This is a genomic window from Billgrantia lactosivorans (assembly GCF_003254665.1).
Lineage (GTDB): Bacteria > Pseudomonadota > Gammaproteobacteria > Pseudomonadales > Halomonadaceae > Halomonas > Halomonas lactosivorans.
In genome coordinates this window covers 161,155-187,836 of sequence record NZ_QHGY01000005.1, presented here as the reverse complement: position 1 = coordinate 187,836, position 26,682 = coordinate 161,155, and the positions used below count along the sequence as shown (strand labels likewise).

The following is a 26,682-nucleotide window of genomic DNA, read 5'->3' as shown; positions in this document are numbered from 1 at the left end:
TCTATGTGCCAGACTGTAGACAATCACCCACGATCAAGGAGATCGCCATGTCGGAAAGATTCATGTTGAGCTCCATCTCGAACGATCTTCTCTCTCCGGAGATGCTCGGCTACTGGAACGACGAGTCGCTGCGCGAGGTGCCGGACGACTCCGGCATCTACTGCGTCTTCCGGGCGGCCACGGATCCCGAGACGAACGTCATGGGGGTCCAGCAGTTGCTCTATGTCGGCGAGCATCGCAACGTGCGCTACGGCTTGCAGCACCACCCCGACAAGGAGACCTGGCTCGCGTTTCTGCAGCCCGGCGAGGAACTGTGGTACTCGATGGGCCTGTGCGGCCATGCCAACCGTGAACGCCTCGCCGCGGCCATGATCCATGCGCACAAGCCCCGCTTCAACGGGGCCAGCGAGTACCTGGACCGGTTTCCCTTCCCGGAAACCACGGTGCACATCTACGGCAAGAAGAACAAGCTGCAGAGCATCTTTACCGTCGAGCATCGCCCCTGACACGGCGGCTCGACAGGACAGGTGTAGCTCGACAAGAGTGCCCCCGGCAGGCTGCCCTGCCGGGGGCACTCTGCCTTGGCGGGCGCCATGCGACCGCACCCGCCCCCGTTGAGCTAGACTGCTCACAGCGACCGAGCCCGAGCGTCGGTGGCAAAAGGCCAATCAGGGAGGAGAGGACCGTGACCGAGGAGTCTTACAAGCGCCATTTGCTGCCAGCCCTGTCGGCGCAGCTGGAAGCGGGACAGACGGCGGGCGGAGCAACGCTCGAGGCCTTCGCCCTGCTCGATGATGCGCTGCGCGCCAGGGCCACCGACGTGCACCTGGATCCCGATCGGGAGGGCTATCGCATCCGCCTGCGCATCGACGGGCGCATGGTCGATGCACTGCGTGCCGATACCACGCAAGGGGGGCGCCTGGTCAACCAGTTCAAGGTGCTGGCCAAGCTCAATCCGGTGCCCTCGCTGGTCACCGCCGAGGGCGGTTTTCGCTGGTCGCGGGATGAGGGCGAGGAGCAGATTCACCTGCGCGTCACCGCGGTGCACTGCATCACGGGAGAGAAGCTGGCGATACGCTTCCTGGCCCCGCCACGGACCTTCGACGACATCGTGGAGCTGGGGATCGGCGAGCAGGGCGCGCTGGGCATACGGCGCTGGATGGACGCCACGGGCAGCATGCTGCTGGTTGCCGGGCCGACCGGTGCGGGAAAGACCACCACGCTCTACACCCTGCTGGGTCAACTGCAGCTCACCGACAGCCATGTGGTCACCCTGGAGAATCCGGTCGAATTCAGCATCCCGGGCATCAACCAGATCCAGGTGGACCTCGAGCACGGGCTGGACTTTGCCAGCGGTACCCGCTCGCTCCTGCGCCTGGATCCCGACTACGTGCTGATCGGTGAAGTGCGCGACCGCGAGTCGGCCCATGCGGCCCTGAGCGTGACCAGCAGCGGCCGCTCGCTGATGGGCACGCTGCACAGCCGCGATGCCGTGGGAGTGATCACCTCGATGCGCCAGCTCGGCCTGACCGATGGCGAGATCAGCGCCAACCTGGGGCTGGTCATCGCCCAGCGGCTGGTGCGCCGCCTGTGCCAGCATTGCCGTGAGCAGGCGGCACCCGAGCGCAGCGACTGCGAATGGCTGGAGGCGATCGGCCAGGTTCCGCCGGCATTGACCTGGCGCGCCAAGGGGTGCCCGCAATGCGATGGGCTCGGCTTTCGCGGTCGCATCGGCGTGTTCGAGATCTGGCAGCTTGCCCCCGAGGATCATGCTCGCATCCTGCGTCATGCCGATGAATCGGAACTGCGGCGTAGCCTGCTCGAACGCGGCGTCGACCTGATGCTGGCCGACGGACTGGCCAAGGCCGAGGCGGGCATCACCAGCCTGCGGGAAGTGTTCCGCATGGGGGCCATCCTGTCGGCTTGAGCCAGTGCAGTAGAGGCTGGCGCGCCAGTAGATTGCGCGCGGCCAACATGCGGCCAAGACTTGCGTCGCCGGCGCATGTGGCGCCCGGTTACGTTAAGTGAACTGACAGTCGTCAAGCGATACGCTATAAAGCGCCTACCGTTCCGTCCGAGTGAGGAGTCGATGAGTCCCGTTTCCCGCCGTCGCTTCGGCCAGCTTGCCCTGCTGGCGCCCTTCACTCTGCTGATGGCAACCGAAGGCCGCGCCAACCTGATCGAAACCATGCTGGCGCGCGCCGATCTGCCTCGTCACGCCGATGAAGTGTGGGTCCTTGTCGACGACCGCCAGGCCGAGCTGAGCCTCTTTCGTGGGGACAGACTTGTCGAGCGCTTCGCTCCCATCTCGCTGGGGCGCTCGGGGGCGAGCATCATGCGGACCCAGGGCGGCAACAAGACGCCGAAGGGGGAGTTTCGCGTCAATCGGTTCAATTGGGAGAGCGACTGGCACATTTTCATCGGCCTCGACTACCCCACGCCCTCCCATGCGCGCATGGCGTTGGAAACAGGGCTTTACACGGAGCAGGATTACGCAGATTATTTTGCCTACTACCGACGCCACGGCTACCCACCCCAGCGCACCGTGCTGGGAGGTTACATCGGCATCCATGGCGTCGGTAGGGGGGACCCGGAGGTTCATGGCAGCTATCACTGGACTCAGGGATGTGTGGCGGTCACCGACGCGCAGATCGAAAGGCTCTCCGAGCTAATTGACATTGGCACTCGCGTCGTCATCCGCTAGGCTCAAGATACGCAAGGGACGTTTCGAGCTATGGACAAGCGCCGTCGGGTATTATAAAACAGCGTTTGACTCCTGTGCTTGGCAGCAGTCGCTGCAAGAATCCTGCACTGAGCAGGGGAGCCTGGATCACAGGCAACATCAACGCCGCTGTACTAACGTGCAGTACCAAGGAAGACTCAAGGAGAACATCATGACTCTGAAGACCACCCTGAAGCTGACCGCCGCTGCTGCTTCACTGGCCATTCTGGCCGGCTGTGCCAGCAACTCCGCTCTGGACGAAGTTCGCCAGACCGCTGAAGCCGCTCAGGCCGACGCTGCAGAAGCGCGCAGCATCGCCACTCAGGCTCAGAACACTGCCAACCAGGCGCAGCGTGACGCCCAGGCGGCTCTGCAGATGTCCGAGCAGAACCGCGAAGAAATGAACCGCATGTTCCAGCGTTCCATGCAGAAGTAATTCTGCTGGAGCGCCGCATCGCCCCCGGGCGGTGGCGGTTCTGCAACGAGAAAACCCCGCCTCGGCGGGGTTTTCTCGTTGGCAGGCGCGGTGATTCCTGCTTGCGCCGGCAGATCGCGGGGGATAGGCCGGCGCGGGCGCGTTACAGCGGGCTGACCTCCAGCTCGGAGTACAGGCCTGACGCCTGGCTGAGCTCCAGCTCCGAGAACAGGCCGCCATCGGGCGTCTCCTCCCGCACCTCGTCGGCCGGATCCTCTTCGGCGTCCCGGAGCAGCGAAACCAGGCGGCCGTCGGGCTGCTCCACAACCTGGCGCAGCTGGGCGTAATCGATCGGCGCAGGCTCTTCGCCGAAGGCGCTGGCAACGATCTCCATGGCGTTGAGGATCGGTTCGAAGGTGCCCTCGTTCTCCTCGAGCAGCGGGAAGGACTGTGCATAGAGCACGCCGTCCGACGACCAGGCCACCTTGAACGGCTGGTCGATGATGTTGACCTGGGTGCCGCTGGGCACGCGGTCGTAGAGCGACTCGATGTCCTCGGGGAACATGCGGATACAGCCGCGGCTGGCACGCATGCCCACGCCGTCTGGGCGGTTGGTGCCATGGATCAGGTAGCTGGGCAGGCCGAGCAGGATGGCGTGCCGCCCCAGGGGGTTGTCGGGGCCCGGCGGTACCACGGCAGGAGGCGGCTCGCCACGGGCGGCCGCTTCCTCACGCATCGAGCTTGGCGGCGACCAGTGAGGGTCCTTCACCTTGACCGTGGTGCGGGTCACGCCTACCGGGGTGGCATAGCCGTCGCGGCCGATGCTGATGGGGTAGGTCTCGACGATGCCGGGGCGCGAGTAGTAGTACAGGCGCAGCTCCGAGAGATTGACCACGATGCCCTCGCGCGGGGCATCCGGCAGGATGAACTGGGCGGGGATCACCACCTCGGTGCCGGGGCGGGGGGCCCAGATACTGACGTCGGGGTTGGCCATGCGCATCCCCTCGTAGCCCACGTTGTGACGGCGTCCGATGTCGAGCAGGGTCTCGCCTTCCTCGACGGTCACGGTGTAAACCTCGCCGATCAGGTTGCCTTCGTCGGGCAGGTGATAGTGGCCACGGGGCAGCTCCTCGGCGCTGTCGGAGCCGCTCTCCTCGGCGAGGGCCGTTGCCGCCATCAGGGCGGCAAGACCGAACAGGGCAGCGCCAAGACCGAGTCGCCTGGCCAGTGTCGGGTTCTTCATCTACGTCGTGATCTCGTCATAGGGTCGCCTGCCGGGGGCCTGCAGGTGCAAGGAGCGGGCCCGCCTGGCGACGGTCACACGCCACCTCAGGGGTGGCGTCATGGTTCGTGTCAAGGCTGCGATGGGACACTGTGCATAGTATAGCGTTATGGCCACCGGCGGGAGTAGCGGTGCAACGGAGGGTGACAGCCCGCCTCCTCAAGCGGCCTGGGCCTTGCGATTGAGCGCGTCGAGCAGTTCTTCCACGGCGCGGAAGCGCGCCTCGGTATCCTCCATCGCGGCCTCGAAGCGCAGAGTGTCGGCACCGTCGAGTCGATAGCGCTGCGGCTCCGCCTGGATCATCTTGACCAGCGTCAGCGGGTCGACCCGGGTCTGGCCGCCGAAGATCACCCGGCCACGCTCGGCGCCGGCCTCCAGGCGCACGATACCCAGGCGCTCGGCGCGCTGGCGCAGCCGTGTCTGGCGTATCAGCGTCTTGACCGCCGCCGGCAGCAGGCCGAAACGGTCGATCATCTCCACCTGCAGCTCCTTGAGCTCGGCCTCGTCGGCGGCGCTGGCGATGCGCTTGTACATCACCAGGCGCTGCTGCACGTCGGGCAGGTAGTCGTCGGGGATCAGCGCCGGCAGGTTGAGGCTGATCTCGACCCCGGCGCTCAGCGGCGCCTCGATGTTGGGGGTCCTGCCGGCGCGGATGGCGGCTACGGCACGATCGAGCATCTCCATGTAGAGGGTATAGCCGATGGCCTCCATCTGGCCGCTCTGCTCCTCGCCGAGCAGCTCGCCGGCACCGCGAATCTCCATGTCGTGGCTGGCCAGGGTAAAGCCGGCGCCGAGGTCCTCGGCGGCACCGATCGCCTCCAGGCGCTTGACCGCGTCCTTGCTCATCGCCCGCGGCGGCGGGGCGAGCAGGTAGGCATAGGCCTGATGATGGCTGCGGCCGACGCGGCCGCGCAGCTGGTGCAGCTGGGCCAGGCCGAACTTGTCGGCGCGCTCGATGACGATGGTGTTGGCGCTGGGCACGTCGATGCCGGTCTCGATGATGGTCGAGCAGACCAGCACGTTGTAGCGCTTGTGGTAGAAGTCCGACATCACCCGCTCCAGGGAGCGTTCGGGGAGCTGGCCGTGGGCCACCGCGACGCGTGCCTCGGGAACCAGGGCGCGGAGGTTCTCGGCGGCGGTCTCGATGCTCCTGACCTCGTTGTGCAGGTAGTAGACCTGGCCGCCGCGCAGGATCTCGCGCAGGATCGCCTCCTTGATGATCGACTCGTCGCGCTGCTGCACGAAGGTCTTCACCGACAGCCGGCGCGCCGGGGGCGTGGCAATGACCGACAGGTCGCGGATACCGCTCATCGCCATGTTGAGCGTGCGCGGGATCGGCGTGGCGGTCAGCGTGAGGATGTCGACCTCGGCGCGCAGCTCCTTCAGGCGCTCCTTCTGGGCGACCCCGAAGCGGTGCTCCTCGTCGATGATGAGCAGTCCCATGTTGGGCAGCTTCATCGATTTCGACAGCAGCTTGTGGGTGCCGATGACGATGTCGGCCTTGCCGCTCTCGATGCGTTCGAGCGAAGCGGCCTGCCCCTTGCCGGCGGTGAAGCGGGAGATCAGCTCGAGCTGCACCGCGGTGTCGGCGAAGCGGTCACGGAAGTTCTCGTAGTGCTGGCGCGCGAGCAGGGTGGTGGGCACCAGCACCACCACTTGGCGCCCCGAATGCACGGCGAGGAAGGCGGCGCGCATGGCGACCTCGGTCTTGCCGAAGCCGACGTCGCCGCACACCACGCGATCCATGGGTCTGGGCGCGGTCATGTCGCCGATCACCGCGGCGATGGCGGCGCGTTGGTCCGGGGTCTCCTCGAACGGGAAGCTGGCGGCGAAGCGGGCGTACTCCTCGTCGGGAGGGGCACAGGCGAAGCCTTCCCGCGCCTCGCGGCGGGCGTAGACGTCGAGCAGCTCGGCGGCGGTGTCGCGAATCTTCTCGGCCGCCTTGCGGCGCGCCTTGTCCCACTGCTCGGAGCCGAGGCGATGCAACGGCGCCAGCTCGTCGTCGGCACCGGCGTAGCGCGAGATCAGGTGCAGGTTGTCCACCGGCACGTAGAGCTTGGCGCCGTCGGCGTACTCCAGGGCGACGAATTCCGCGGCCTGGCCACCGGCTTCGAGGCGCTCGAGGCCGCGGTAGCGTCCGACACCGTGGGTCTGATGGACCACCGGGGCGCCCGGGCGCAGCTCGGCCAGGTGGCGAATGGCCAGTTCGCTGGTATCCGTGGCCTTCTCGCGACGCCGGCTCTGGCGTACCACGTCGCCGAACAGCTCGGTCTCGGTGACGACGGCCAAGTCGGGGCGCTCCAGCCAGAACCCGCTGCCGACCTCGCCCTCGGTGATGGCCAGGCGCGACTCGCCCTGGCGAAAGGCTGCGAACCCCTCGGCGTGGGGCAGGTCGAGGTGCAGCGGTGCCAGCAGCTCCTCCAGCGCCTCGCGCCGACCGCGCGATTCGGCAACCAACAGCACCCGCGTGTCGCGGTGCTCGTCGAGGAACTTCTCCAGCGCGGCCAGCGGCTGCTTGGCGCGGGCATTGATCGCCACCATCGGCAGCCCCCGCACGGCCGGCTCGTGAGCATGGCGATGCTCGAGGTCGTCGGTCAATTCCACACGTGGGTGGCGCCGGATGGCAGCGAAGACCTCGCTCACCGGCACGAAGGCGCGGTGCGGCGGCAGCAGGGGGCGGGTGGGGTCGACGCCGAGGTTCTCGTAGCGGCTCTCGATCGCCTCCCAGTGGTGCTCGGCGGCGGAATGGGTGTCGGGCAGCAGGGCCACGCGGGTCCCGGCGGCCAGGTGCTCGAACAGCGTCGCCGTCTCCTCGAAGAACAGCGGCAGGTACTGCTCCAGGCCGGGGGAGGGGATGCCGCGGAGGGCATCCACGTAGAGCGGGCACTGTCGCGGGTCGACGTCGAACAGCGTCTCGAAGCCTTCGCGGAAGCAGGCGATGGCCGAGCGCGACAGCGAGTATTCGTGGGCAGGCAGCAGCTCGACCCGCTCGACCTTGTCCTGGCTGCGCTGGGTGTCGGGATCGAAGCGGCGCAGGGTGTCGACCTCGTCGTCGAACAGGTCGATGCGCAGCGGACTCTCGCTGCCCATGGGGTAGAGATCGATCAGCGCGCCGCGCAGGGCGTATTCGCCAGGTTCGTAGACCGTTTCCACGGCGCGATAGCCGGCACGCGACAGGCTTTCGCGAAAGCCCTCGCGATCCAGGCGCATGCCCACCTCGAGGGTCAGCACGCGACCGGCGATGTAATCCACCGGCGGCAGCCGCTGCATCAGCGTGTTGATCGGCACCAGCACGATGCCATGCTCCCCGTCCTGGAGCCGGCGCAGGGTTCTCAGCCGCTCGGAGACGATGTCCTGGTGCGGCGAGAAGCTGTCGTAGGGCAGGGTCTCCCAGTCGGGGAAGGGCAGCACCGGCACGCTGGCGAAGAAGCGCAGGTCGTTCTCCAGCCGCTGTGCGCTGGCGGTGTCGGTCGTGACCACCAGCAGCGGGGCATCGTCGGCAAGATGGGCCAGCGCCAGCGCAGCCGAACTGCCCGGCGGGGTCTGCCAGTAGAGGGTGTCGCGTGTGCCCGCGGGGCGGGGCGGGTCGAGCGGCGAGAGTTTGGGCATGATGTCGTCGTGCGTTTCGTCGTTCGTGTGGGCTGACCGCGGAGGCCGCATGCGATGCCCGTAGGGCCGCAACGGCATGAGACAGGTGAAGGATCATACCAGCCCGGCGCGGTGCTTGTAGTCAAGCCGCGATTTCTGTAATCCCCCTACACCGCCTGCGACCATCCTGCGATTGCCCCACCGCAGCGCGAACGGGATAATGACGGCGAATCTACGACACCCAGAGAGGCTTCACGTGAGTCAGCAACCCCTCGAGACCGTCTTCCAGGAATGGCACGACAATCAGGCACTTGCCGAACATATGATCCCGCTGATCGGCAGCCTCTATCGGCACAACAACGTGGTCACCACCCTCTATGGGCGCTCGCTGTTCAATCGCTCGGTGATCCGGATCCTGAAGGACCATCGCTTCGTCAGGAAGGTCGAGGGTACCGAGCTTTCGGTGCGGGACACCCTGCCGCTGGTCCAGGCCATGACCGAACTCAACCTGGGCCCGGCCCATGTCGACGTGGGCAAGCTGGGCGTGGCCTTCAAGAAGCGCGGAGGCGGCGACGCCAAGGCCTTCCTGCGCGAGGAGCTCGCCGAGATCGTCGACGCCCACGACTCCAACGGCAACAATGGCCAGTCCAAGGACGTGGTGCTCTACGGCTTCGGCCGCATCGGCCGCCTGCTGGCACGCGTGCTGGTGGAAAAGGCCGGCGGCGGCAACCTGCTGCGCCTGCGCGCCATCGTCGTGCGGGGCCGGGGCGATATCGCCAAGGATCTCGAGAAGCGGGCGAGCCTGCTGCGCCGCGATTCGGTCCATGGCCCGTTCGACGGCACCATCAGCGTCGACACCGAGGCTCGTACCATCACCGCCAACGGCAACGTCATCCAGGTGATCTATGCCGACAAGCCGAGCGACGTCGACTACACCGCCTACGGCATCGACAACGCCGTGGTGGTCGACAATACCGGCATCTGGCGCGACGAGGCCGGCCTCGGCCAGCACCTGGAATGCAAGGGCGTGTCCAAGGCGCTGCTCACGGCGCCGGGCAAGGGCGACATCAAGAACATCGTCTTCGGCATCAACCACGGCGATATCGCCGCGGACGACACCATCCTCTCGGCGGCTTCCTGCACCACCAACGCCATCGTGCCGGTGCTCAAGGTGCTCAACGACGAATACCGCATCGAGTGCGGCCACGTCGAGACGGTGCACGCCTACACCAACGACCAGAACCTGATCGACAACTACCACAAGGGCGATCGCCGCGGACGTAGCGCGCCGCTCAACATGGTGTTGACCGAGACCGGCGCCGCCAAGGCGGTGGCCAAGGCGTTGCCGGAGCTCTCCGGCAAGCTGACCGGCAATGCCATTCGCGTGCCGATCCCCAACGTCTCCATGGCCATCCTCAACCTGACCCTGGGCCGCGAGACCGATGCCGAGGCGCTCAACGACTACCTGCGCCGCATGTCGATCGACTCCTCCTACCAGAAGCAGATCGACTACGTCGATTCGCCCGAGGTGGTCTCCTCGGACTTCGTCGGTAACCGCCATGCCGGTATCGTCGACGCCAAGGCGACCATCGTCAGCGGCAAGCAGGCGGTGCTCTACGTCTGGTACGACAACGAGTTCGGCTACAGCTGTCAGGTGGTGCGCATCCTGCAGCACATCTCCAACGTGCACTTCCTCAAGCTGCCTCGCGCCCAGGCTTGAGCCTACGGCCATACCCGACCTCCCGGGTCGGGATTCCCTGACCCGGGTCATTTTCCTGTCATCCGTGGCGACGCCTTCGGGGCGTTGCCCCGGCGCCCGCGGTCGCTCCGAAGCCCCTGAAACGAGCGCCTTTCAACGCCTATTGAACCCTGTTGAAGCCAAGCCTGGAGCGGTTCCTTGCCCGCTTTTGCGACCTTAGGCCGTGTGGTCTTTGGTCGCGCTTGTCTTTATAATGCGGTGGATTTTTTCGGGGTGGCCCGAATACCCTCGGGTCTGACTGGTAACGTACTGACTCAACAAGAATTCGAATCCATTCGAACCCCTTTCCTTCGCATTTCCGATCCATCAACTGGGCGAGACTATGATCGAAGTCAAGAAAGGCCTGGATCTCCCCATCATGGGGACGCCCGAGCCGCGCATCGAGGATGCGCGACCCGTGCGTCACGTGGCCGTCCTGGGCACCGACTACGTCGGCATGAAGCCGACCATGGAGGTCCGGGAAGGGGACAAGGTGAAACTGGGCCAACTCCTCTTCACTGACAAGAAGAACCCCGGCGTGCGCTTCACGGCACCGGCAGCCGGCGAAGTCGTCGCCATCAACCGTGGCGAGAAGCGCAAGCTGCTCTCGGTCGTGATCCAGGTCGACGAGAACGAGGAAGCGGTCGAGTTCACGGCCCACGGGCGTGACGGACTCGCGTCCCTCGAGCGCCAGGCCGTCGTCGATCGGCTGGTCGAGTCGGGGCTGTGGACGGCGCTGCGTACCCGTCCCTTCTCGCGCAGCCCGGCCATCGACGCCGAGCCGGCCGACATCTTCGTCACCGCGATCGACACCCATCCGCTGGCGGCGAATCCTGCCGATATCATCAACGAGCAGGCCGCTGCCTTCGAGGACGGGCTCAAGGTGCTGTCGCGCCTGACCCAGGGCAAGGTCTTCCTGTGCACGGCACCCGACGCGCAGATTCCCGGCGGCGACGTGGCCGGCGTGCAGGTCGAGACCTTCGGCGGCCCTCACCCGGCCGGCCTGGTCGGAACGCACATTCACTTCCTGTCGCCGGTCGCGCTGCACAAGCGGGTCTGGCACATCGGCTACCAGGACGTGATCGCCTTCGGCAAGCTCTTCAGCGAGGGCAGGCTCGACATGTCCCGGGTCGTCGCCGTGGGCGGCCCGCGTGCCGAGAAGCCGCGCCTGCTGCGCACGCGGATCGGCGCCAGCACCGAGGAACTGTTGGCGGGAGAAATCCTCCAACCCCAAGATACTCGCGTGATCTCCGGCTCGGTGTTCTCCGGCTTCACCGCGGAAGGCAGCCTGCGTTACCTGGGCCGCTTCCACAACCAGTTCACTCTGCTCGAGGAGGGCAACAAGCGCGCCTTCCTGGGTTGGCTGTCACCGGGCAACAACCGACACTCGGTACTGGGCATCTACCTGTCGAAGTTCAAGGGGCTCTCCAACTATGCGCCCAACACCTCCACCAACGGCTCCGAGCGGGCCATGGTGCCGGTGGGCGTCTACGAGGAAGTGATGCCGCTGGATATCCTGCCGACCCAGCTGCTGCGTACGCTGATCGTCGGGGACATCGAGGTGGCCATGCAGCTTGGGTGCCTGGAGCTGGATGAAGAGGACCTGGCGCTGTGCACCTACGTGTGCCCGGGCAAGTACGAGTACGGTCCCATCCTGCGTGACAACCTCACCATGATCGAGAAAGAGGCCTGATGATGGGTATCCGACAGACGCTCGACAATCTCGAACCGCATTTCCACAAGGGTGGCAAGTACGAGAAGTGGTACCCGCTGTTCGAAGCGGTGGACACCATCTTCTACTCGCCGCCCAGCGTCACCAAGACCACGGCTCACGTGCGCGACGGCATCGACCTCAAGCGCATCATGATCACCGTGTGGCTGTGTACCTTCCCGGCCATGTTCTTCGGCATGTGGAATGCCGGCTGGCTGGCCAACAGCGCCATTGCCGACGGCCACGCTTCCATGGACGGCTGGCGCGAAGCGATTCTCATGGTGCTGGCCTCCGGTCACGATCCGGACAGCCAGTGGGCGAACTTCGTGCTCGGCGCCACCTACTTCCTGCCCATCTACCTGGTGACCTTCGTGGTCGGTGGCTTCTGGGAGGTGCTGTTCGCCGTCAAGCGCGGTCATGAGGTCAACGAGGGCTTCTTCGTCACCTCCGTGCTGTATGCCCTGATCCTGCCGGCCACCATTCCGCTGTGGCAGGTGGCGCTGGGCATCACCTTCGGCGTGGTGATCGGCAAGGAGATCTTCGGAGGCACCGGCAAGAACTTCCTCAACCCGGCGCTGACCGGCCGTGCCTTCCTCTATTTCGCCTATCCGGCGCAGATCTCGGGTGACGCGGTATGGGTGGCGGCCGACGGCTACACCGGCGCGACCCCGCTCTCCATCGCCTTCCAGGAGGGCATGGGAGAGCTGTCCTCGCAGTACAGCTGGTGGGATGCCTTCATCGGCTACCTGCCGGGCTCCGTCGGTGAGGTCTCGACCCTGGCGATCTTCATCGGTGCCGCGGTGCTGCTGTGGACCAAGATCGCCTCCTGGCGAATCATGCTCGGCTGCCTGCTCGGCATGGCGGGGACCAGCCTGCTGTTCAACCTGGTCGGGTCCGACAGCAACCCGATGTTCGCCATGCCCTGGTACTGGCACCTGGTCATCGGGGGCTTCGCCTTCGGCATGGTGTTCATGGCCACCGACCCGGTGTCGGCTTCCATGACCAACCCGGGACGGCTGATCTTCGGCATCCTGATCGGCGTGATGACCGTGCTGATCCGCGTGGTCAACCCGGCGTTCCCCGAAGGGATCATGCTGGCGATCCTGTTCGCCAACCTGTTTGCGCCGCTGATCGATCACTTCTTTGTACAGGCCAACATCAAGCGCCGCCTGCGGCGTGTCGGTGCACCGGCCGAGGAGACTGCCTGATGGCACAGAGCAATAACTCCATCAAGAAGATCCTCACGGTGGCGTTCGCACTCTGTATCGTGTGTTCGGTCATCGTGTCGACCGCGGCGGTGGCGCTGCGGTCCAAGCAACAGCTCAACCAGGAACTCGATCGCAAGACGAATATCCTCAGCGTGGCCAACCTCTACGAGCCGGGCATGGACGTGGAAGCGGCCTTCGGTGACGTGACGCCGCGCGTGGTCGACATGCGCACCGGCGAGTACACCGACGAGTTCGATCCGGAGACCTTCGACCACTTCCAGGCAGCACGCGATCCGGCCACGGGGCGTACCCTGTCGGGCGATCGTGACATCGCCGGCCTGAGCCGCGTCGAGAACTTTGCCACGGTCTACCTGGTCGGTGACCCCGATGAGCCGGAGCAGATCATCCTGCCCATCCGTGGCCAGGGCCTGTGGGGCCTGATGCGCGGCTTCATGTCGGTGGAGGGGGATGGCAACACGATCGTCGGTATCACCTACTACGAGCACAGTGAAACCCCGGGCCTGGGCGCGGAGGTCAACAATCCGCGCTGGCAGGCCCAGTGGGAAGGCAAGAAGATCTTTGCCGACGAGGACGATGTCGTACCCGACATTCACCTGACCAAGGGCGGCGCCGACGACGAGACCGAGATCGATGCGCTGTCCGGTGCCACATTGACCAGCAACGGCGTCACCAACATGCTGCAGTTCTGGCTGAGCCCGGAAGGCTTCGGTGAGTACCTGGCACGGTTCCGCGACGGAATCGATCCGGAGGAAGCCCAGGAATCCGACGTCGAACTCGAAGCTGAAGCTTAAGGAGCCTGACAATGTCCGCTGTGACTCCCAAGGGCGTCCTGACGACCCCGATCTTCAACAACAACCCCATCGCGCTGCAGGTGCTCGGCATCTGTTCGGCGCTGGCGGTGACGACCAGCATGAGCGTATCGCTGGTCATGACGCTGGCCGTGATCTTCGTGACGGCATTCTCGAGCATGTTCGTGTCGCTCATCCGCCACCACATTCCGTCGTCGATCCGCATCATCGTGCAGATGACCATCATCGCCTCGCTGGTGATCGTGGTCGACCAGATCCTGAAGGCCTTTGCCTACGAGATGTCCAAGCAGCTCTCAGTGTTCGTCGGCCTGATCATCACCAACTGCATCGTGATGGGGCGCGCCGAAGGCTTTGCCATGCAGAACAGCCCGGGGCTCTCGTTCCTGGATGGCATCGGCAACGGTCTCGGCTATGGCTTCATCCTGATGACCGTGGGCTTTGTCCGTGAGCTGCTCGGTGCCGGCAGCGTGTTCGGCTTCACCATCCTGCCCACCGTGCAGGACGGCGGCTGGTACGTGCCCAACGGCCTGCTGCTGCTGCCGCCGTCGGCGTTCTTCATCATCGGTCTGATCATCTGGGCGCTGCGCTCTACCCATCCGGAGCAGATCGAGGCGAACGAGTTCAAGATGAAGGAAAACAGTCAACCGAAGGAGGCCGTGTAACATGGAGCACTATATCAGCCTGTTCGTTGCCTCGGTCTTCGTCGAGAACCTGGCGCTGGCGTTCTTCCTGGGCATGTGTACCTTCCTGGCGGTTTCCAAGAAGGTCTCGGCGGCCATCGGTCTCGGTATCGCGGTGATCGTGGTGCTGACCATCTCGGTGCCCGTCAACAACGTCATCTACAACGCGCTGCTGGCAGAGGGCGCCCTGACCTGGACCGGTATCGAAGGGGCCGAGAACATCGACCTGTCGTTCCTGGGCCTGCTCTCCTATATCGGTGTCATTGCCGCTCTGGTGCAGATTCTCGAGATGTTCCTCGACAAGTACGTGCCGGCGCTCTACAACGCGCTGGGCGTGTTTCTGCCGCTGATCACCGTGAACTGCGCCATCCTCGGTGGCGTGCTGTTCATGGTCGAGCGTAACTATGGCTTCGGCGAATCCGTGGTCTACGGCCTGGGGTCCGGCGTCGGCTGGGCGCTGGCCATCACCGCGCTGGCGGGGATTCGCGAGCGGCTCAAGTACAGCGACGTGCCGGCCGGCCTGCAGGGCCTGGGCATCACCTTCATCACCGTGGGGCTGATGTCGCTGGGCTTCATGTCCTTCTCGGGCATCCAGCTCTGAGCCAGGGCGGATTCCTGGCGGCGTGCGCGCCGCCGGGAAACAGGTTACACAGCAAATAGGAAACCGACATGGTTGGAACATCTATCATCTTGCTCGGTGTGTTCATGTTCACCGTGGTCGTCATCGGCCTCGTCATGGTGATCCTGGCGGCCCGCAGCAAGCTCGTCAGCACCGGCGACGTTTCCATCGAGATCAACGGCGACCCGGAACACACCATCACCACCCAGGCCGGTGGCAAGCTGCTCAACACCCTGGCCGCCAATGGCATCTTTCTCTCTTCCGCCTGCGGCGGCGGCGGCTCCTGTGCCCAGTGCAAGTGCCGGGTGGAGGAGGGGGGCGGCTCCATCCTGCCCACCGAGGAATCCCACTTCACCCTGCGCGAGAAGAAGGAGGGCTGGCGTCTCTCCTGCCAGGTGCCGGTCAAGCAGGACATGAAGATCGAGGTGCCCGAGGAGGTCTTCGGCGTCAAGAAGTGGGAGTGCGAGGTCATCGGCAATCCCAACGTGGCGACCTTCATCAAGGAGCTCAACCTCAAGCTGCCCGAGGGAGAGGAAGTGGCCTTCCGTGCCGGCGGCTACGTCCAGCTCGTGGCGCCGCCCTATGACATCTCGTTCTCCGACTTCGACATCGAGGAGGAGTATCGCGGCGACTGGGAGAAGTTCGATCTGTTCAAGATTCGCCACAAGAACAGCGAGGAGGTCATCCGCGCCTACTCGATGGCGAACTATCCCGAAGAGAAGGGCATCCTCAAGTTCAACATCCGTATCGCCACGCCGCCTCCCGGCACCAACCATCCGCCGGGGCTGATGTCGACCTACGTCTTCAGCCTGAAGCCGGGCGACAAGGTCACCGTGATGGGGCCCTTCGGCGAGTTCTTCGCCAAGGACACCGATGCCGAGATGGTGTTCGTCGGCGGCGGTGCCGGCATGGCGCCCATGCGCAGCCACATCTTCGACCAGCTCAAGCGGATCAAGACCGACCGCAAGATCTCGTTCTGGTACGGTGCGCGCTCCTGGCGCGAGACCTTCTACAACGAGGAGTACGATCAGCTGGCCGAGGAGTTCCCCAACTTCGAATGGCACCTGGCACTGTCCGATCCGCTGCCCGAGGACAACTGGACCGGGCCCACCGGGTTCATCCACAACGTGCTGTACGAGAACTACCTCAAGGACCATCCGGCTCCCGAGGACTGCGAGTACTACATGTGCGGTCCGCCGATGATGAACGCCTCCGTCATCAAGATGCTGCTCGACCTGGGCGTCGAGCCCGAGAACATCATGCTGGATGACTTTGGCGGATGATCCCCTTCGCCTACGGGCGACTCTCCGGGCTGGTCCTCAGTGGGCCAGCCCGGCTCCTTCCCACGGTGCTCGCCGGGCTCTTGGCGCTCAGTGGTTGCCGTGACACGGCCGACGAACATCTCATCCAGGGCACGGCCCTGGGCACGGGTTACCACATCACCCTGTATGCCGACCTCGACCAGGCAAGGCGTGCTGAGCTCGAAGCCGGCATACAAGGTGAACTGGCAACGCTCGAGCGTCAGCGAGGCGATCTCATGCGTGCGCTGGACGCTGCCACCGTTCGGTTCTGGTCACCCACGTCTGCGCTGCGGCATGAGGCGGATCGCCTGGCGCATGCGCTAGCCGCCGATCGGCTGACGCTATGGCTCGAGGAGCATGACCCGGCCCTCGCCGCCTCGCTCGTCGAGGTCGGGGGCGTGATGCGCGCCCGGGGCGAGCCGCCGGCGGGTGACTGGCGCCTGTCACTCGAGCAGGCGGGCCTGCCAGGCCCGGCCGACGCAAGGCACCTGAGGCTGCGGGATGCCGCGGTGGTGCATCGCTTCGCGCGTCGGGACGTGGTGCCGCTGGTCACCATGACGGCGCCGCTGGCGGTAAGCGTGGTCGCGCCGAGTGCCAGCGAGGCCATGCATCAGGCAAGCCGGCTGATGCGTGCCGACCCGGCCGAGGCGCTGAGCCTTGCCGAGCGTATGGATAGTGCCGCCAGGGTTGTTGTCAAGACACCACAGGGTATTGAATTCCAACATACCGCGGCCCTCGAGCCCTGGCTCGAGCCCTAGCCGCCAGGAGGTTACCTATGAGTACGTTTCTCGTCGTGCTGGGCTTCATGCTGCTGATCATGGCGGCCATGGCCATCGGCGTGATCATGGGGCGCAAGCCCATTGCCGGTTCCTGCGGCGGTCTCAACAAGCTGGGACTCAAGGAGGGCTGCGACATCTGCGGCGGCAAGGACGAGATATGCGAGGAGGAGAACCGCAAGCGCAAGGGTGAGCCGGTCAGCGCGCGTCGCTCGAGCGACGAGAGCCGTGGTGCCGACCTCGGCTACGACGCCACTCGTCGTTAGGCTCCGGCAAGGTGTCGTGCACGTTGCCTCGCCGGCGGCGTAGTCGCGCAAGCCGAAAACCAACATCGACAAGGGAAAGGAGACGCAAGCGCCCATGGCAGTCCATAACTACGACGTGGTGGTGATCGGAACCGGGCCCGCCGGCGAGAGCGCCGCCATCAACGCCGCCAAGCATGGCAAGCGGGTGGCGGTGGTGGAGAAGCAGCCGGTCCTGGGAGGCAATTGCACCCATTGGGGGACCATCCCCTCCAAGGCGCTGCGGCATCAGGTCAAGCAGATCATGCAGTTCAACACCAACCGCATGTTCCGCGATATCGGCGAGCCGCGATGGTTCTCCTTTCCCAGGGTCATGGAGCGTTCGCGCATCACCATCGACCAGCAGGTCGAGATGCGCACCAAGTTCTATGCGCGCAACCGCATCGACCTCTTCAACGGAGTGGCACGCTTCAAGGACGAACATACGCTGCTGATCCGTGACCGCCAGGAAGCGCTGGAGGAACTGGTGGCGCAGAAGGTCATCATCGCCACCGGTTCGCGTCCCTACCGACCCGCCGACATCAATTTCCGTCATCCACGCATCTACGACTCCGACTCCATCCTCAGCCTGTCGCATACGCCGCGCACCCTGATCATCTTCGGCGCGGGCGTGATCGGCTGTGAGTACGCCTCGATCTTCTCGGGGCTCGGCGTCAAGGTGGACCTGATCAACAGCCGCGACCGCCTGCTCTCGTTCCTCGACGACGAGATCAGCGATGCGCTCTCCTACCACCTCCGCAAGCATGGCGTGCTGATCCGCCACAATGAGGAATACGAGCGGGTCGAGGGCGATGAGTCGGGGGTGGTGGTCTACCTCAAGTCGGGCAAGAAGCTGCGTGCCGACGCCTTCCTGTGGGCCAACGGCCGTACCGGCAATACCGACGAGCTCGGCCTGGAGAACATCGGTCTCGAGGCCAACGGGCGTGGCCAGCTGCAGGTCGACGATCACTACCGCACCGCCATCCCGCATATCTATGCCGCCGGTGATGTGATCGGCTGGCCGAGCCTGGCGAGCGCCGCCTACGACCAGGGGCTCAACGCCTGCGACGAGCTGCTCGAGCGGGATTACCGCTTCGTCAACGAGGTGCCGACGGGCATCTACACCATCCCCGAGATCAGTTCCTTCGGTCGCACCGAGCGCGAACTCACGGAAGCCAAGGTGCCCTACGAGGTGGCCCAGGCGTTCTTCAAGGACACCGCCCGCGCGCAGATCACCGGCGACACGGTGGGCATGCTCAAGATCCTGTTCCATCAGGACACCCTCGAGATCTACGGCATCCACTGCTTCGGCGATCAGGCCTCCGAGATTGTGCATATCGGTCAGGCCATCATGCAGCAGAAAGGCGAGGCCAACACCCTCAACTACTTCGTCAACACCACCTTCAACTATCCCACCATGGCCGAGGCCTACCGCGTAGCGGCCCAGAATGGACTGAACCGGGTGTTCTGAGGTTTCCTGTTCATCCAACAGTTAACCTTTTTACGCACTTTTCGGCTCGTCATGACATGGTGCAATGCCTTTACATGACGAGCTAATTACTCTCCCTGATCAAGGATGTGGTGAAGTTGATGAACTCGCCTCGTAGCATGGGCTGGGTCCAATATTAGATGGATAACTCATCTTTCTGGATTGGGAATCACTAGACTGTGTTCTGATACTTGTAATATCGGTGAATAGCATCAACCGAACAGGCATCGTTAGAAAAAAGTCTAGATTTTCGATTAGCTCCTTGTGTCGCTACATACGGAAATCCCCCACATTCCCCCCTTTCATCAACCGATGAACCCCCATCGTATTCAGGTTTCCACCGGGCCGATGGCCCAGTCATTCCCCATGACGTTTGCTCTCGGTTCACTATTTGTAACGCAGTGATACGAAAGATATCCTTGCAAGTGAAATCTGAAGTATGAGAATGCCATCATTGTTTTTCATTGAAATTATTAGTCACCTGCAATAGGAAATCTACCAAAAAAATCATGAACTGGATTGTTATAGAATTGGTTTGAAAAAAAAAATTTTTTTAAGAACCCGGAAAGAAGATCTGAGAAAAATAGTATGCGCAGAAAGTGAAACTGTATGTAATCTTATGTATGTCTAACTTTCATTTTGTTGTAAACATCATCCAGTCCGGGCTGCGACCGTAAAGGTCCGAGCATAGGGATGGCTACAGTTTCGAAGAGCTCACCAGAGGTCTTCATCGGCGGTAGCGTGGCCGGAGACGGGTTTAATCTTGTTTTTACTAGCGCAGTGGGGCCTAGCACAATGAAATATCTCGTAACTGGAGGAGCGGGTTTCATTGGGTCGGCTGTTATTCGCCACATTATTTTAAATACTGATTGCCAGGTAGTGAATGTCGATAAGCTTACCTATGCTGGGCACTTGGAATCGCTGCGCGATGTATCGAGCGAGCCGCGTTATTTTTTTGAGGAAGTTGATATTTGCGATGAGGATAAGATGCACCAAGTATTTCGGTGCCATCAGCCGGATAGGGTGCTCCATCTGGCTGCCGAGAGTCATGTGGATCGCTCCATTGATGGTCCAAAAAATTTCATAGAAACTAATATAGTAGGTACCTATCGACTTTTAGAGGTAGCGCGACGATACTGGATGGAAATGTCTCGCGAGCGGCGTAACTGCTTCAGGTTTCTACATGTCTCGACAGATGAGGTTTTCGGTGATCTTGGCAATGTCAAAGCAAGGTTTTCTGAAGAGACACGCTATGCTCCCAGTTCTCCCTACGCCGCAAGCAAGGCTGGTGCAGATCATCTAGTTCGTGCTTGGCGGAGGACTTTTGGGCTGCCGGTTATCGTCACGAACTGCTCAAACAATTACGGCCCTTATCATTTTCCAGAGAAAATGATTCCGTTGATGATTTTAAATGCACTGGAAGGAAAACCCTTGCCCCTCTATGGAAACGGCCTACAGGTACGTGACTGGCTATATGTTGAGGATCATGCGCGAGCCTTGTGTAAGGTCATAGAACACGGCATGGTTGGGGAAACCTATAATGTTGGCGGATGTTGCGAAAAAACCAACGCGGAAGTTGTAAGAGCACTCTGCAATCTTTTAGATGAACTTCAGCCTCGCGAAAAGTCCTATCATACTCTGATCACACATGTGGCGGATCGCCCGGGGCATGACCAAAGATATGCCATCGACCCAGGTAAGATAAGTAGAGAATTGGGATGGGAACCAATGGAGTCATTCGAGACAGGGCTACGAAAAACAGTGATCTGGTTCCTTAATAATCTTTCTTGGTGCCGTCAGGTACAAGCACACAACTACCAACGTACTCGCCTGGGTACAACGGGGAGGGAGGTGGCATGAAAGGTATTGTACTTGCCGGTGGTTCAGGTACGCGACTGTACCCGATAACCAAGGGGATTTCCAAGCAGCTCCTTCCAGTATATGACAAGCCAATGATCTATTATCCGCTATCGGTGTTGATGTTGGCTGGCATACGAGAGATATTGATCATTACCACCCCCGAAGAGCAAAGTTGCTTTCAAAGACTGCTTGCTGATGGAAGCCAATATGGTTTAAATCTGAGTTACGCTGTGCAGCCAAGCCCCGATGGACTGGCGCAAGCGTTCATCATTGGCGAGTCCTTCATTGGTCATGACAGCGTCTGCTTGGTGCTTGGCGATAATATTTTTTATGGACAGGGGTTTTCACCGCTTCTCCAGCAGGTGGCAAAGCGTGAGAATGGCGCTACGGTATTCGGTTATCCAGTCAGTGATCCTGAGCGCTTCGGCGTGGTGGAATTTGATGAAAGAATGCAGGTGCTTTCACTCGAGGAGAAACCCGACAGCCCAAAGTCCCGTTTTGCCGTAACGGGTCTTTATTTTTACGACAACGACGTAGTAAATCTTGCCAAGGAGGTAAGGCCATCTAGCCGAGGAGAGCTGGAAATAACTTCTGTCAACCAAGCTTATTTGAAGAACAACAAGTTAAGAGTCGAGCTGTTTGGTCGAGGCTTTGCTTGGTTTGATACGGGGACACACGAAAGCTTGCTTGAGGCTTCCCAATTTGTCGAAACGATAGAAAAACGGCAGGGTTTAAAGATAGCTTGTCTCGAAGAAATTGCTTTTAACAATGGTTGGCTGTCTGTCAATGATCTCTCTCGGGTAGGCAGGGAACTATCCAAGAATTGTTATGGTCGTTATCTCTTGGATTTGGTGAGAGAGTTATGATTCCTGTCACGCACCCCTATCTGCCGCATCGTGACAAATACGACAAATATGTCGATAGAATTTATTCAAGTAGACATTTGACGAACAATGCCCCTCTGGTTAAGGAGCTTACTTTCCGCCTGGAAGAATATTTGGGAGTCAAGAATCTCTTGCTGGTCGCTAATGGAACGCTAGCACTTCAAGTCGCCTACAAAGCGCTGGGTCTTGGTGCTTTTGGCGCTTATCAAGAAGCTGTAACAACTCCCTTTAGCTTTGTTGCCACCAGCAGTTCAATAAAATGGCAAGGAATTCAACCTGTTTACTCAGATATAGATGAAAATACTTGGTGTCTTGATCCTGATAAGGTTGAAGAGTCTATTGGTGTGAATACGCGTGTCTTGGTTCCGGTACATGTATATGGGAACGTTTGTGATGTGGATAGATTGGATATCGTAGCTAAACGGCATGGGCTTAAAATCGTCTATGACGGAGCTCATGCCTTCGGCGTAGATTATCAAGGCACGAGTGTGTTTTCCTGCGGTGATGCTGCCACGTTGAGTTTTCATGCTACCAAGCTGTTTCATACTATTGAAGGTGGGGGTATCGTTTTCAAGTCAAAGGATTGTCTCGAGAAGGCACGAGCCATTATAAATTTTGGCCTGTCGGAAGATGCCGGGGTGACCAGTCTTGGAATCAACTGCAAAATGAACGAATTCCAGGCAGCCATGGGGCTTTGCGTACTTGACGATATGGACGCAATCATAGAGAGGAGAAAAGAAATTACTTTTAAGTATTCTTTTTCGTTGGATGGTTGGGTTGGCTTACAAAGTTTCAATATCAACTGCACGAGGAATTATGCTTATTTCCCCATTCTCTTAGAGAGTGAAAGTGCGCTTGTTAGAGTTAAGAATAGCTTGGAAGATAAAGGCGTTTTTCCCAGGCGTTATTTCTTCCCACCATTGGATTCTTTCGCTGAGTTTTCACTGGGGGAGGCAAGGAGCGTGATCGCCGGAAGCATATCGTCAAGGGTGCTTTGTCTACCTCTCTACCCCGACTTAAGTATACATGTCGTTGAAGATATCTGTGAGCTCGTCAAAAAGGCACTAGTTAAATAGCACAATCTCTATGTATTGATCCGTGATTCCCCTTATTAGCGATCGGTGAACACAATGGACATAATGACGAAGCACGTTAATGAAGAGGTCGACCTCGGTCGACTCGTCGGTATGCTCATCGATCACCGATGGTTGATTCTGTCCCTCGTAATTGTCTTCGCTACTGGCGGAGCGGCTTATGCAATGCTAGCGACTCCAGTCTATCGTGGTGATGCTCTGGTACAGGTAGAGCGACGAGCGACGGTCAATCCTCTCGAGGGAATTGCCAGCGAACTGCTGGGCGAAGAGCGTGAAAGCACCACAGCCGCCGAGGTCCAGATACTACAGTCGCGCATGGTACTCGGACAGGTCGTTGATCGAGAAGGTCTGGATACGTTGGTCATTCCACAAAGTCTGCCAGTAATCGGCAACTATGTTCAGCGACAAGGCATCGCACGCCCGGCGTTTGCCACAGAGAGTTTCGATATTGCTGATTACCTGCCGGATAGGTTCAAGCCATCCGGGTTCATGCAACGTGAAAGTTCGCTACCCGATGCTGTCGCTGGCAGCATTTCCCTGCCGAATAATGATGGTGTTCTTTTACCGGATTTTCTTGGTCTTCGCTCGTCCATCTGGGGGGGGGAGTGGCTCGAGCTTGGTCGCTTGCAGGTTGAGGACCGTTTACGTGGGACCTTGTTGAACGTGGTGGCCGGTAGGCCTGGCCGTTACTCTCTGGTGATGGACGGAGAGACCCCGCTGTACTTGGGGGAAGGTCGAGTCGGGGAGCTGGAGCAGTTTCTCGAAGGGGATATCGAGCTGCGCATCTCTGCCCTGGAGGCTCCCGAAGGAGCTCACTTCACACTCCTCAAGCGCAGACGGTCATCTGCGATCAGCGATTTGTCCAGTCGTCTGGATGTTTCCGAAGTGGGGGTGGCACGTAATACCAGCACCGGTATCCTGCGCTTGACGCTGACCGGCACCGACCGAGAAGAGGTGCGGCGCTCGCTGGATGCCGTGGCGGAGACGTTCCTTACCCAGAACGTGCAACGCCAGGCAGCGGAAGTAGAACAGAGTCTGGCCTTTCTCGAGGAGCAAGCCCCTGAGTTACGTGCTCAACTCTATGCGGCTGAAGAGAGCCTCAACGAGTATCGGGCTGCTCGGCACAGCGTGGATCTGACATCCGAAGCTCAAGCCGTGATCGATCAGTTCGTCGCCCTCGACAGCCAACTGAACGAGTTGGCATTCCGGGAGGCCGAGCTGGCTCAGCGTTATACGCCGAGCCATCCCACGTATCGGTCTCTGCTACGCCAGAAGCATTTGCTCGAGTCGGAACGCGTCGCTCTGGACGCCAAGATCAACGACTTGCCGGAAGCACAGCAAGAAGTAGTGCGCCGCACCCGGGATGTGGAGGCGACCCAAGCGATCTACATCAATGTTCTGAACCGGATGCAGGAGCTGCAGGTTACTCGGGCCGGAACGGTCGGCAACGTTCGTATCATTGACGGGGCAGAAGTGGGACTGTTCCCGATTGAGCCTCGCAAGCCCCGCATCGTCATGCTGGCTGCGCTATTCGGTGCGCTGTTGGCGGTGGGCATCGTGCTGGTGCGTGGTTGGCTAAATCGCGGAGTCGAGACGCCAGAGCAGCTCGAGGAGAATGGACTCCCGGTCTATGCCATGGTGCCAATGTCGGCTGAACAGAAGAAACTGGTCCGTAGAATCAAGCATCGGCGTGATCGTCGGGGACGTGAGGTAGCCAGTGATGTGCTGGCCGAGCGCGACCCGACGGATCCAGCCATCGAAGCGCTGCGTGGCCTGCGAACCAGCCTGCATTTTGCGATGCTGGAAGGGCGCGACAACCGTCTCATGATCACCGGCCCCGGACCAGGAATCGGCAAGAGTTTCATCACCGTCAACCTGGGGGCCATCTGCGCTCGAGCAGGACAGCGTGTCCTGGTAATGGATGCCGACATGCGCAGAGGGCACTTGCACCATGCTTTCGGTGAACGCGGCAGTGGAGGGCTTTCCGAGTTGCTGGGCGAGAGCCTGACGCTTGACGATGCCATTCGGCACAGTCGTATCCAGGGCCTGGACCTTATCGCCAGGGGCGATGTCCCACCCAACCCGTCGGAACTGCTCATGACGGAATCCTTCAGCCGTCTGCTCGCCATGGTAAGCGAGCGCTATGACCTGGTAATCATTGATACGCCGCCGGTGCTTACGGTGACGGATGCTGCTGTGGTCGGCGCACAGTGCGGCACGACGCTGCTGGTGGCGCGGTTCCAACTGAATCCGGTGCGTGAGGTCCAGCTCGCGGTAAGGCGTCTGGAGACGGCAGGCGTCACGGTGAAGGGCGCAATCCTCAACGCCATGGAACGCAAGGCCGCCATTCGCTATGGCTATCACTATGACTACAAGTACTCCTGACCCTTATGTACACGAGCCTTAAGGACCTCTATGCGCTGCTGACCCGTGAGCAACGCCGGCGTCTCTTCCGGTTGCAGCTACTGGTCGTCCTCATGGCGTTTGCCGAAGTGGCCGGCGTCGTATCCATCGGCCCTTTCATGGCACTGGTCGGCGATCTGGGGCGTCTGGAGAGTAATGACACCTTGGCGCGTCTCTACCTGCAGAGCGGGTTCGAGGACCCTGCCGACTTTCTATTCTGGTTGGGCATGTTTGTTCTCGCGGCATTGACCGCTGCGTCCGGTCTCTCGATGTACACGGTATGGAGGCTCTCGATGTACGGTCAGCAGATAGGAGCTGAACTCAGCACGCGGCTTTACCGACATTACATGCAACAGCCCTGGCTGTTTCATGCCAATGGCAGCAGCGCGCAATTGACAAACAAAATCTCCCAGGAGTGTACACGTATTACCGACAAAATCATTGCGCCCTTGATGAAAATGAATGCGAGGGTCGTCATGGTGCTGTTCATGTCGGTAGCGATTCTGCTCGTCAATCCTGTCGTGGCGATAACTGGGGTAAGTGTCTTCTTTCTGCTCTATCTGGTCTTGTACCGCACTGTACGACGTAAACTGACCGCGAACGGCAAGGAGATCACGCAGACGCAGCGCGAGCGTTTCAAGCTGATGGCCGAGGGGTTCGGAGGAATCAAGGATGCGTTACTGCTAGGGCGCCAGAGGATGTTCAATCGGCGCTTCGAAGTATCCAGCATAGCGCTTGGTCACGCCAGAGGGACCACGAAGGCATTATCCGAGGTGCCGCGCTATGCAATGGAGCTGGCTGCCTTCGGCTCGGTTATCTTTCTCGTGCTTTATCTCCTGGCGACGCACCGTGGCGACCTGGGAAGCATACTTCCCGTGCTATCCGTCATGGCGCTCGCCGGGCTGAAGTTATTGCCCGCCTTTCAACAGATATATACCAGTGTCGCGACCATCAGAGCCAATCTGGCGGCTTTTGAGAGCATACGCGAAGATCTCTTCGAGAGCCGGTTTGCCGAGACCAAGGAACCGTCTCCTGCCGAGGCCGCGGGCTACCTCGAGCCTCAACGAACGATTGAACTTGATGGTGTCGTGTTCCGCTATCCCGGTAAGGAAGAGTCCGCCCTGAATGGACTCTCGCTGCGGATCGGTGCCAATCAGGTTATCGGTCTGGTGGGGGCATCGGGCTCGGGCAAGTCCACCACAATAGATATTCTGGTAGGTCTGATTGATCCGGATGAGGGTGACATACTGATAGACGGTGAGCCTTTGAGGCTGGAACAGAAACGTGCTTGGCAGAATTGCCTAGGCTTCGTGTCACAGTCCATTTTCCTGGCTGATGCCAGTATCCGGGAAAACATTGCTTTCGGCTTGCCGATGATTTGTATAGACGATGAGCGAGTCAGGCGAGCTGCCAGCATGGCTCGGTTGGATGAACTACTGGTGCAGCTTCCAGAAGGTCTTGAAACTCGTGTCGGGGAACGCGGCATTCAGCTCTCAGGAGGCCAACGGCAACGCATCGGGATCGCTCGGGCGCTCTATGACGACGCCAAGGTCCTGATCTTCGATGAAGCGACCAGCGCATTGGACGGCATTACCGAAAAGCTGGTCATGGATGCCATTCACGATTTTTCCGGGAAGAAAACCATTATATTGATCGCGCATCGTCTGGCCACGGTCAAGAAATGCGACTGCATCTACCTGATGGAGAATGGTCGAGTCATTGACTCTGGTAGATACAATGAACTTGTGGAAAGGAATGTCATTTTTCAGCGCATGGCGGAACATGCCTGAGATAAAGCGTG

At 61.0% G+C, this 26,682-nt stretch carries 21 protein-coding genes; 19 read left to right on the top strand and 2 right to left on the bottom strand.

Annotated elements, in window-relative coordinates; genetic code table 11:
* Positions 1-47: 47 nt before the first annotated feature.
* The 4 genes from DIS04_RS12980 to DIS04_RS12965 all read left to right on the top strand — a co-directional run bounded on the left by DIS04_RS12980 (position 48) and on the right by DIS04_RS12965 (position 3,158).
* Positions 48-506 (top strand): hypothetical protein, encoded by a 459-nt coding sequence (locus DIS04_RS12980; RefSeq protein WP_111414199.1) that lies wholly within the window; start codon positions 48-50, stop codon positions 504-506.
* 179 nt (positions 507-685) lie between these two features.
* Positions 686-1,927, top strand: a complete 1,242-nt coding sequence (locus tag DIS04_RS12975) for a GspE/PulE family protein (RefSeq protein WP_111414198.1) — start codon at positions 686-688, stop codon at positions 1,925-1,927.
* Positions 1,928-2,089: 162 nt separating this feature from the next.
* Positions 2,090-2,704 carry a L,D-transpeptidase family protein gene (locus tag DIS04_RS12970; RefSeq protein ID WP_111414197.1) on the top strand — a complete coding sequence of 205 codons (615 nt, stop codon included), beginning with the start codon at positions 2,090-2,092 and terminating at the stop codon, positions 2,702-2,704.
* Between the two features lie 190 nt (positions 2,705-2,894).
* The gene (locus tag DIS04_RS12965) at positions 2,895-3,158 is read left to right on the top strand and encodes an Lpp/OprI family alanine-zipper lipoprotein (protein ID WP_111414196.1); all 264 of its coding nucleotides are present in this window, start codon (positions 2,895-2,897) and stop codon (positions 3,156-3,158) included.
* Between the two features lie 142 nt (positions 3,159-3,300).
* On the opposite strand, the gene DIS04_RS12960 is transcribed toward DIS04_RS12965, so the two are convergent.
* On the bottom strand, positions 3,301-4,380 hold the full coding sequence (locus DIS04_RS12960) for a L,D-transpeptidase family protein (protein ID WP_111414195.1): 1,080 nt from the start codon (positions 4,378-4,380) through the stop codon (positions 3,301-3,303).
* A gap of 198 nt (positions 4,381-4,578) precedes the next feature.
* Positions 4,579-8,028: a transcription-repair coupling factor gene (gene mfd, locus DIS04_RS12955; protein ID WP_111414194.1), complete on the bottom strand. Its 3,450-nt coding sequence runs from the start codon at positions 8,026-8,028 to the stop codon at positions 4,579-4,581.
* A gap of 235 nt (positions 8,029-8,263) precedes the next feature.
* On the opposite strand from mfd, the gene DIS04_RS12950 reads away from it, so the two are divergent.
* The 15 genes from DIS04_RS12950 to DIS04_RS12880 all read left to right on the top strand — a co-directional run bounded on the left by DIS04_RS12950 (position 8,264) and on the right by DIS04_RS12880 (position 26,671).
* A complete protein-coding gene (locus tag DIS04_RS12950; RefSeq protein ID WP_111414193.1) occupies positions 8,264-9,727 on the top strand; it encodes a glyceraldehyde-3-phosphate dehydrogenase in 1,464 nt (487 codons plus the stop codon).
* Between the two features lie 361 nt (positions 9,728-10,088).
* On the top strand, positions 10,089-11,438 hold the full coding sequence (locus DIS04_RS12945) for a Na(+)-translocating NADH-quinone reductase subunit A (protein WP_111414192.1): 1,350 nt from the start codon (positions 10,089-10,091) through the stop codon (positions 11,436-11,438).
* On the top strand, positions 11,438-12,664 hold the full coding sequence (locus tag DIS04_RS12940) for an NADH:ubiquinone reductase (Na(+)-transporting) subunit B (protein ID WP_111414191.1): 1,227 nt from the start codon (positions 11,438-11,440) through the stop codon (positions 12,662-12,664). Before DIS04_RS12945 ends, DIS04_RS12940 begins: the two co-directional genes overlap by 1 nt.
* Positions 12,664-13,476: a Na(+)-translocating NADH-quinone reductase subunit C gene (locus DIS04_RS12935; protein WP_111414190.1), complete on the top strand. Its 813-nt coding sequence runs from the start codon at positions 12,664-12,666 to the stop codon at positions 13,474-13,476. Before DIS04_RS12940 ends, DIS04_RS12935 begins: the two co-directional genes overlap by 1 nt.
* An 11-nt stretch (positions 13,477-13,487) precedes the next feature.
* The gene (locus tag DIS04_RS12930; RefSeq protein ID WP_111414189.1) at positions 13,488-14,156 is read left to right on the top strand and encodes an NADH:ubiquinone reductase (Na(+)-transporting) subunit D; all 669 of its coding nucleotides are present in this window, start codon (positions 13,488-13,490) and stop codon (positions 14,154-14,156) included.
* Between the two features lies 1 nt (position 14,157).
* On the top strand, positions 14,158-14,775 hold the full coding sequence (nqrE, locus tag DIS04_RS12925) for an NADH:ubiquinone reductase (Na(+)-transporting) subunit E (protein WP_104201866.1): 618 nt from the start codon (positions 14,158-14,160) through the stop codon (positions 14,773-14,775).
* A 68-nt stretch (positions 14,776-14,843) separates the two neighbouring features.
* Positions 14,844-16,076 (top strand): NADH:ubiquinone reductase (Na(+)-transporting) subunit F, encoded by a 1,233-nt coding sequence (nqrF, locus tag DIS04_RS12920; RefSeq protein ID WP_111414188.1) that lies wholly within the window; start codon positions 14,844-14,846, stop codon positions 16,074-16,076.
* Positions 16,073-16,852, top strand: a complete 780-nt coding sequence (locus DIS04_RS12915) for a hypothetical protein (protein ID WP_111414187.1) — start codon at positions 16,073-16,075, stop codon at positions 16,850-16,852. Before nqrF ends, DIS04_RS12915 begins: the two co-directional genes overlap by 4 nt.
* 17 nt (positions 16,853-16,869) lie before the next feature.
* The gene (nqrM, locus tag DIS04_RS12910; RefSeq protein WP_111414186.1) at positions 16,870-17,136 is read left to right on the top strand and encodes a (Na+)-NQR maturation NqrM; all 267 of its coding nucleotides are present in this window, start codon (positions 16,870-16,872) and stop codon (positions 17,134-17,136) included.
* Between the two features lie 94 nt (positions 17,137-17,230).
* Entirely contained in the window at positions 17,231-18,622 is a 1,392-nt protein-coding gene (gene sthA, locus DIS04_RS12905) for a Si-specific NAD(P)(+) transhydrogenase (protein WP_111414185.1), read from the top strand.
* Positions 18,623-19,435: 813 nt separating this feature from the next.
* The gene (rfbB, locus tag DIS04_RS12900) at positions 19,436-20,500 is read left to right on the top strand and encodes a dTDP-glucose 4,6-dehydratase (RefSeq protein WP_111414184.1); all 1,065 of its coding nucleotides are present in this window, start codon (positions 19,436-19,438) and stop codon (positions 20,498-20,500) included.
* Positions 20,497-21,366, top strand: a complete 870-nt coding sequence (gene rfbA, locus DIS04_RS12895) for a glucose-1-phosphate thymidylyltransferase RfbA (RefSeq protein WP_111414183.1) — start codon at positions 20,497-20,499, stop codon at positions 21,364-21,366. Before rfbB ends, rfbA begins: the two co-directional genes overlap by 4 nt.
* Positions 21,363-22,460 carry a DegT/DnrJ/EryC1/StrS family aminotransferase gene (locus DIS04_RS12890; protein ID WP_111414182.1) on the top strand — a complete coding sequence of 366 codons (1,098 nt, stop codon included), beginning with the start codon at positions 21,363-21,365 and terminating at the stop codon, positions 22,458-22,460. Before rfbA ends, DIS04_RS12890 begins: the two co-directional genes overlap by 4 nt.
* A 54-nt stretch (positions 22,461-22,514) precedes the next feature.
* Positions 22,515-24,863: a polysaccharide biosynthesis tyrosine autokinase gene (locus DIS04_RS12885; protein ID WP_162623065.1), complete on the top strand. Its 2,349-nt coding sequence runs from the start codon at positions 22,515-22,517 to the stop codon at positions 24,861-24,863.
* A 5-nt stretch (positions 24,864-24,868) separates the two neighbouring features.
* On the top strand, positions 24,869-26,671 hold the full coding sequence (locus DIS04_RS12880; protein ID WP_111414181.1) for an ABC transporter ATP-binding protein: 1,803 nt from the start codon (positions 24,869-24,871) through the stop codon (positions 26,669-26,671).
* Positions 26,672-26,682: the final 11 nt, after the last annotated feature.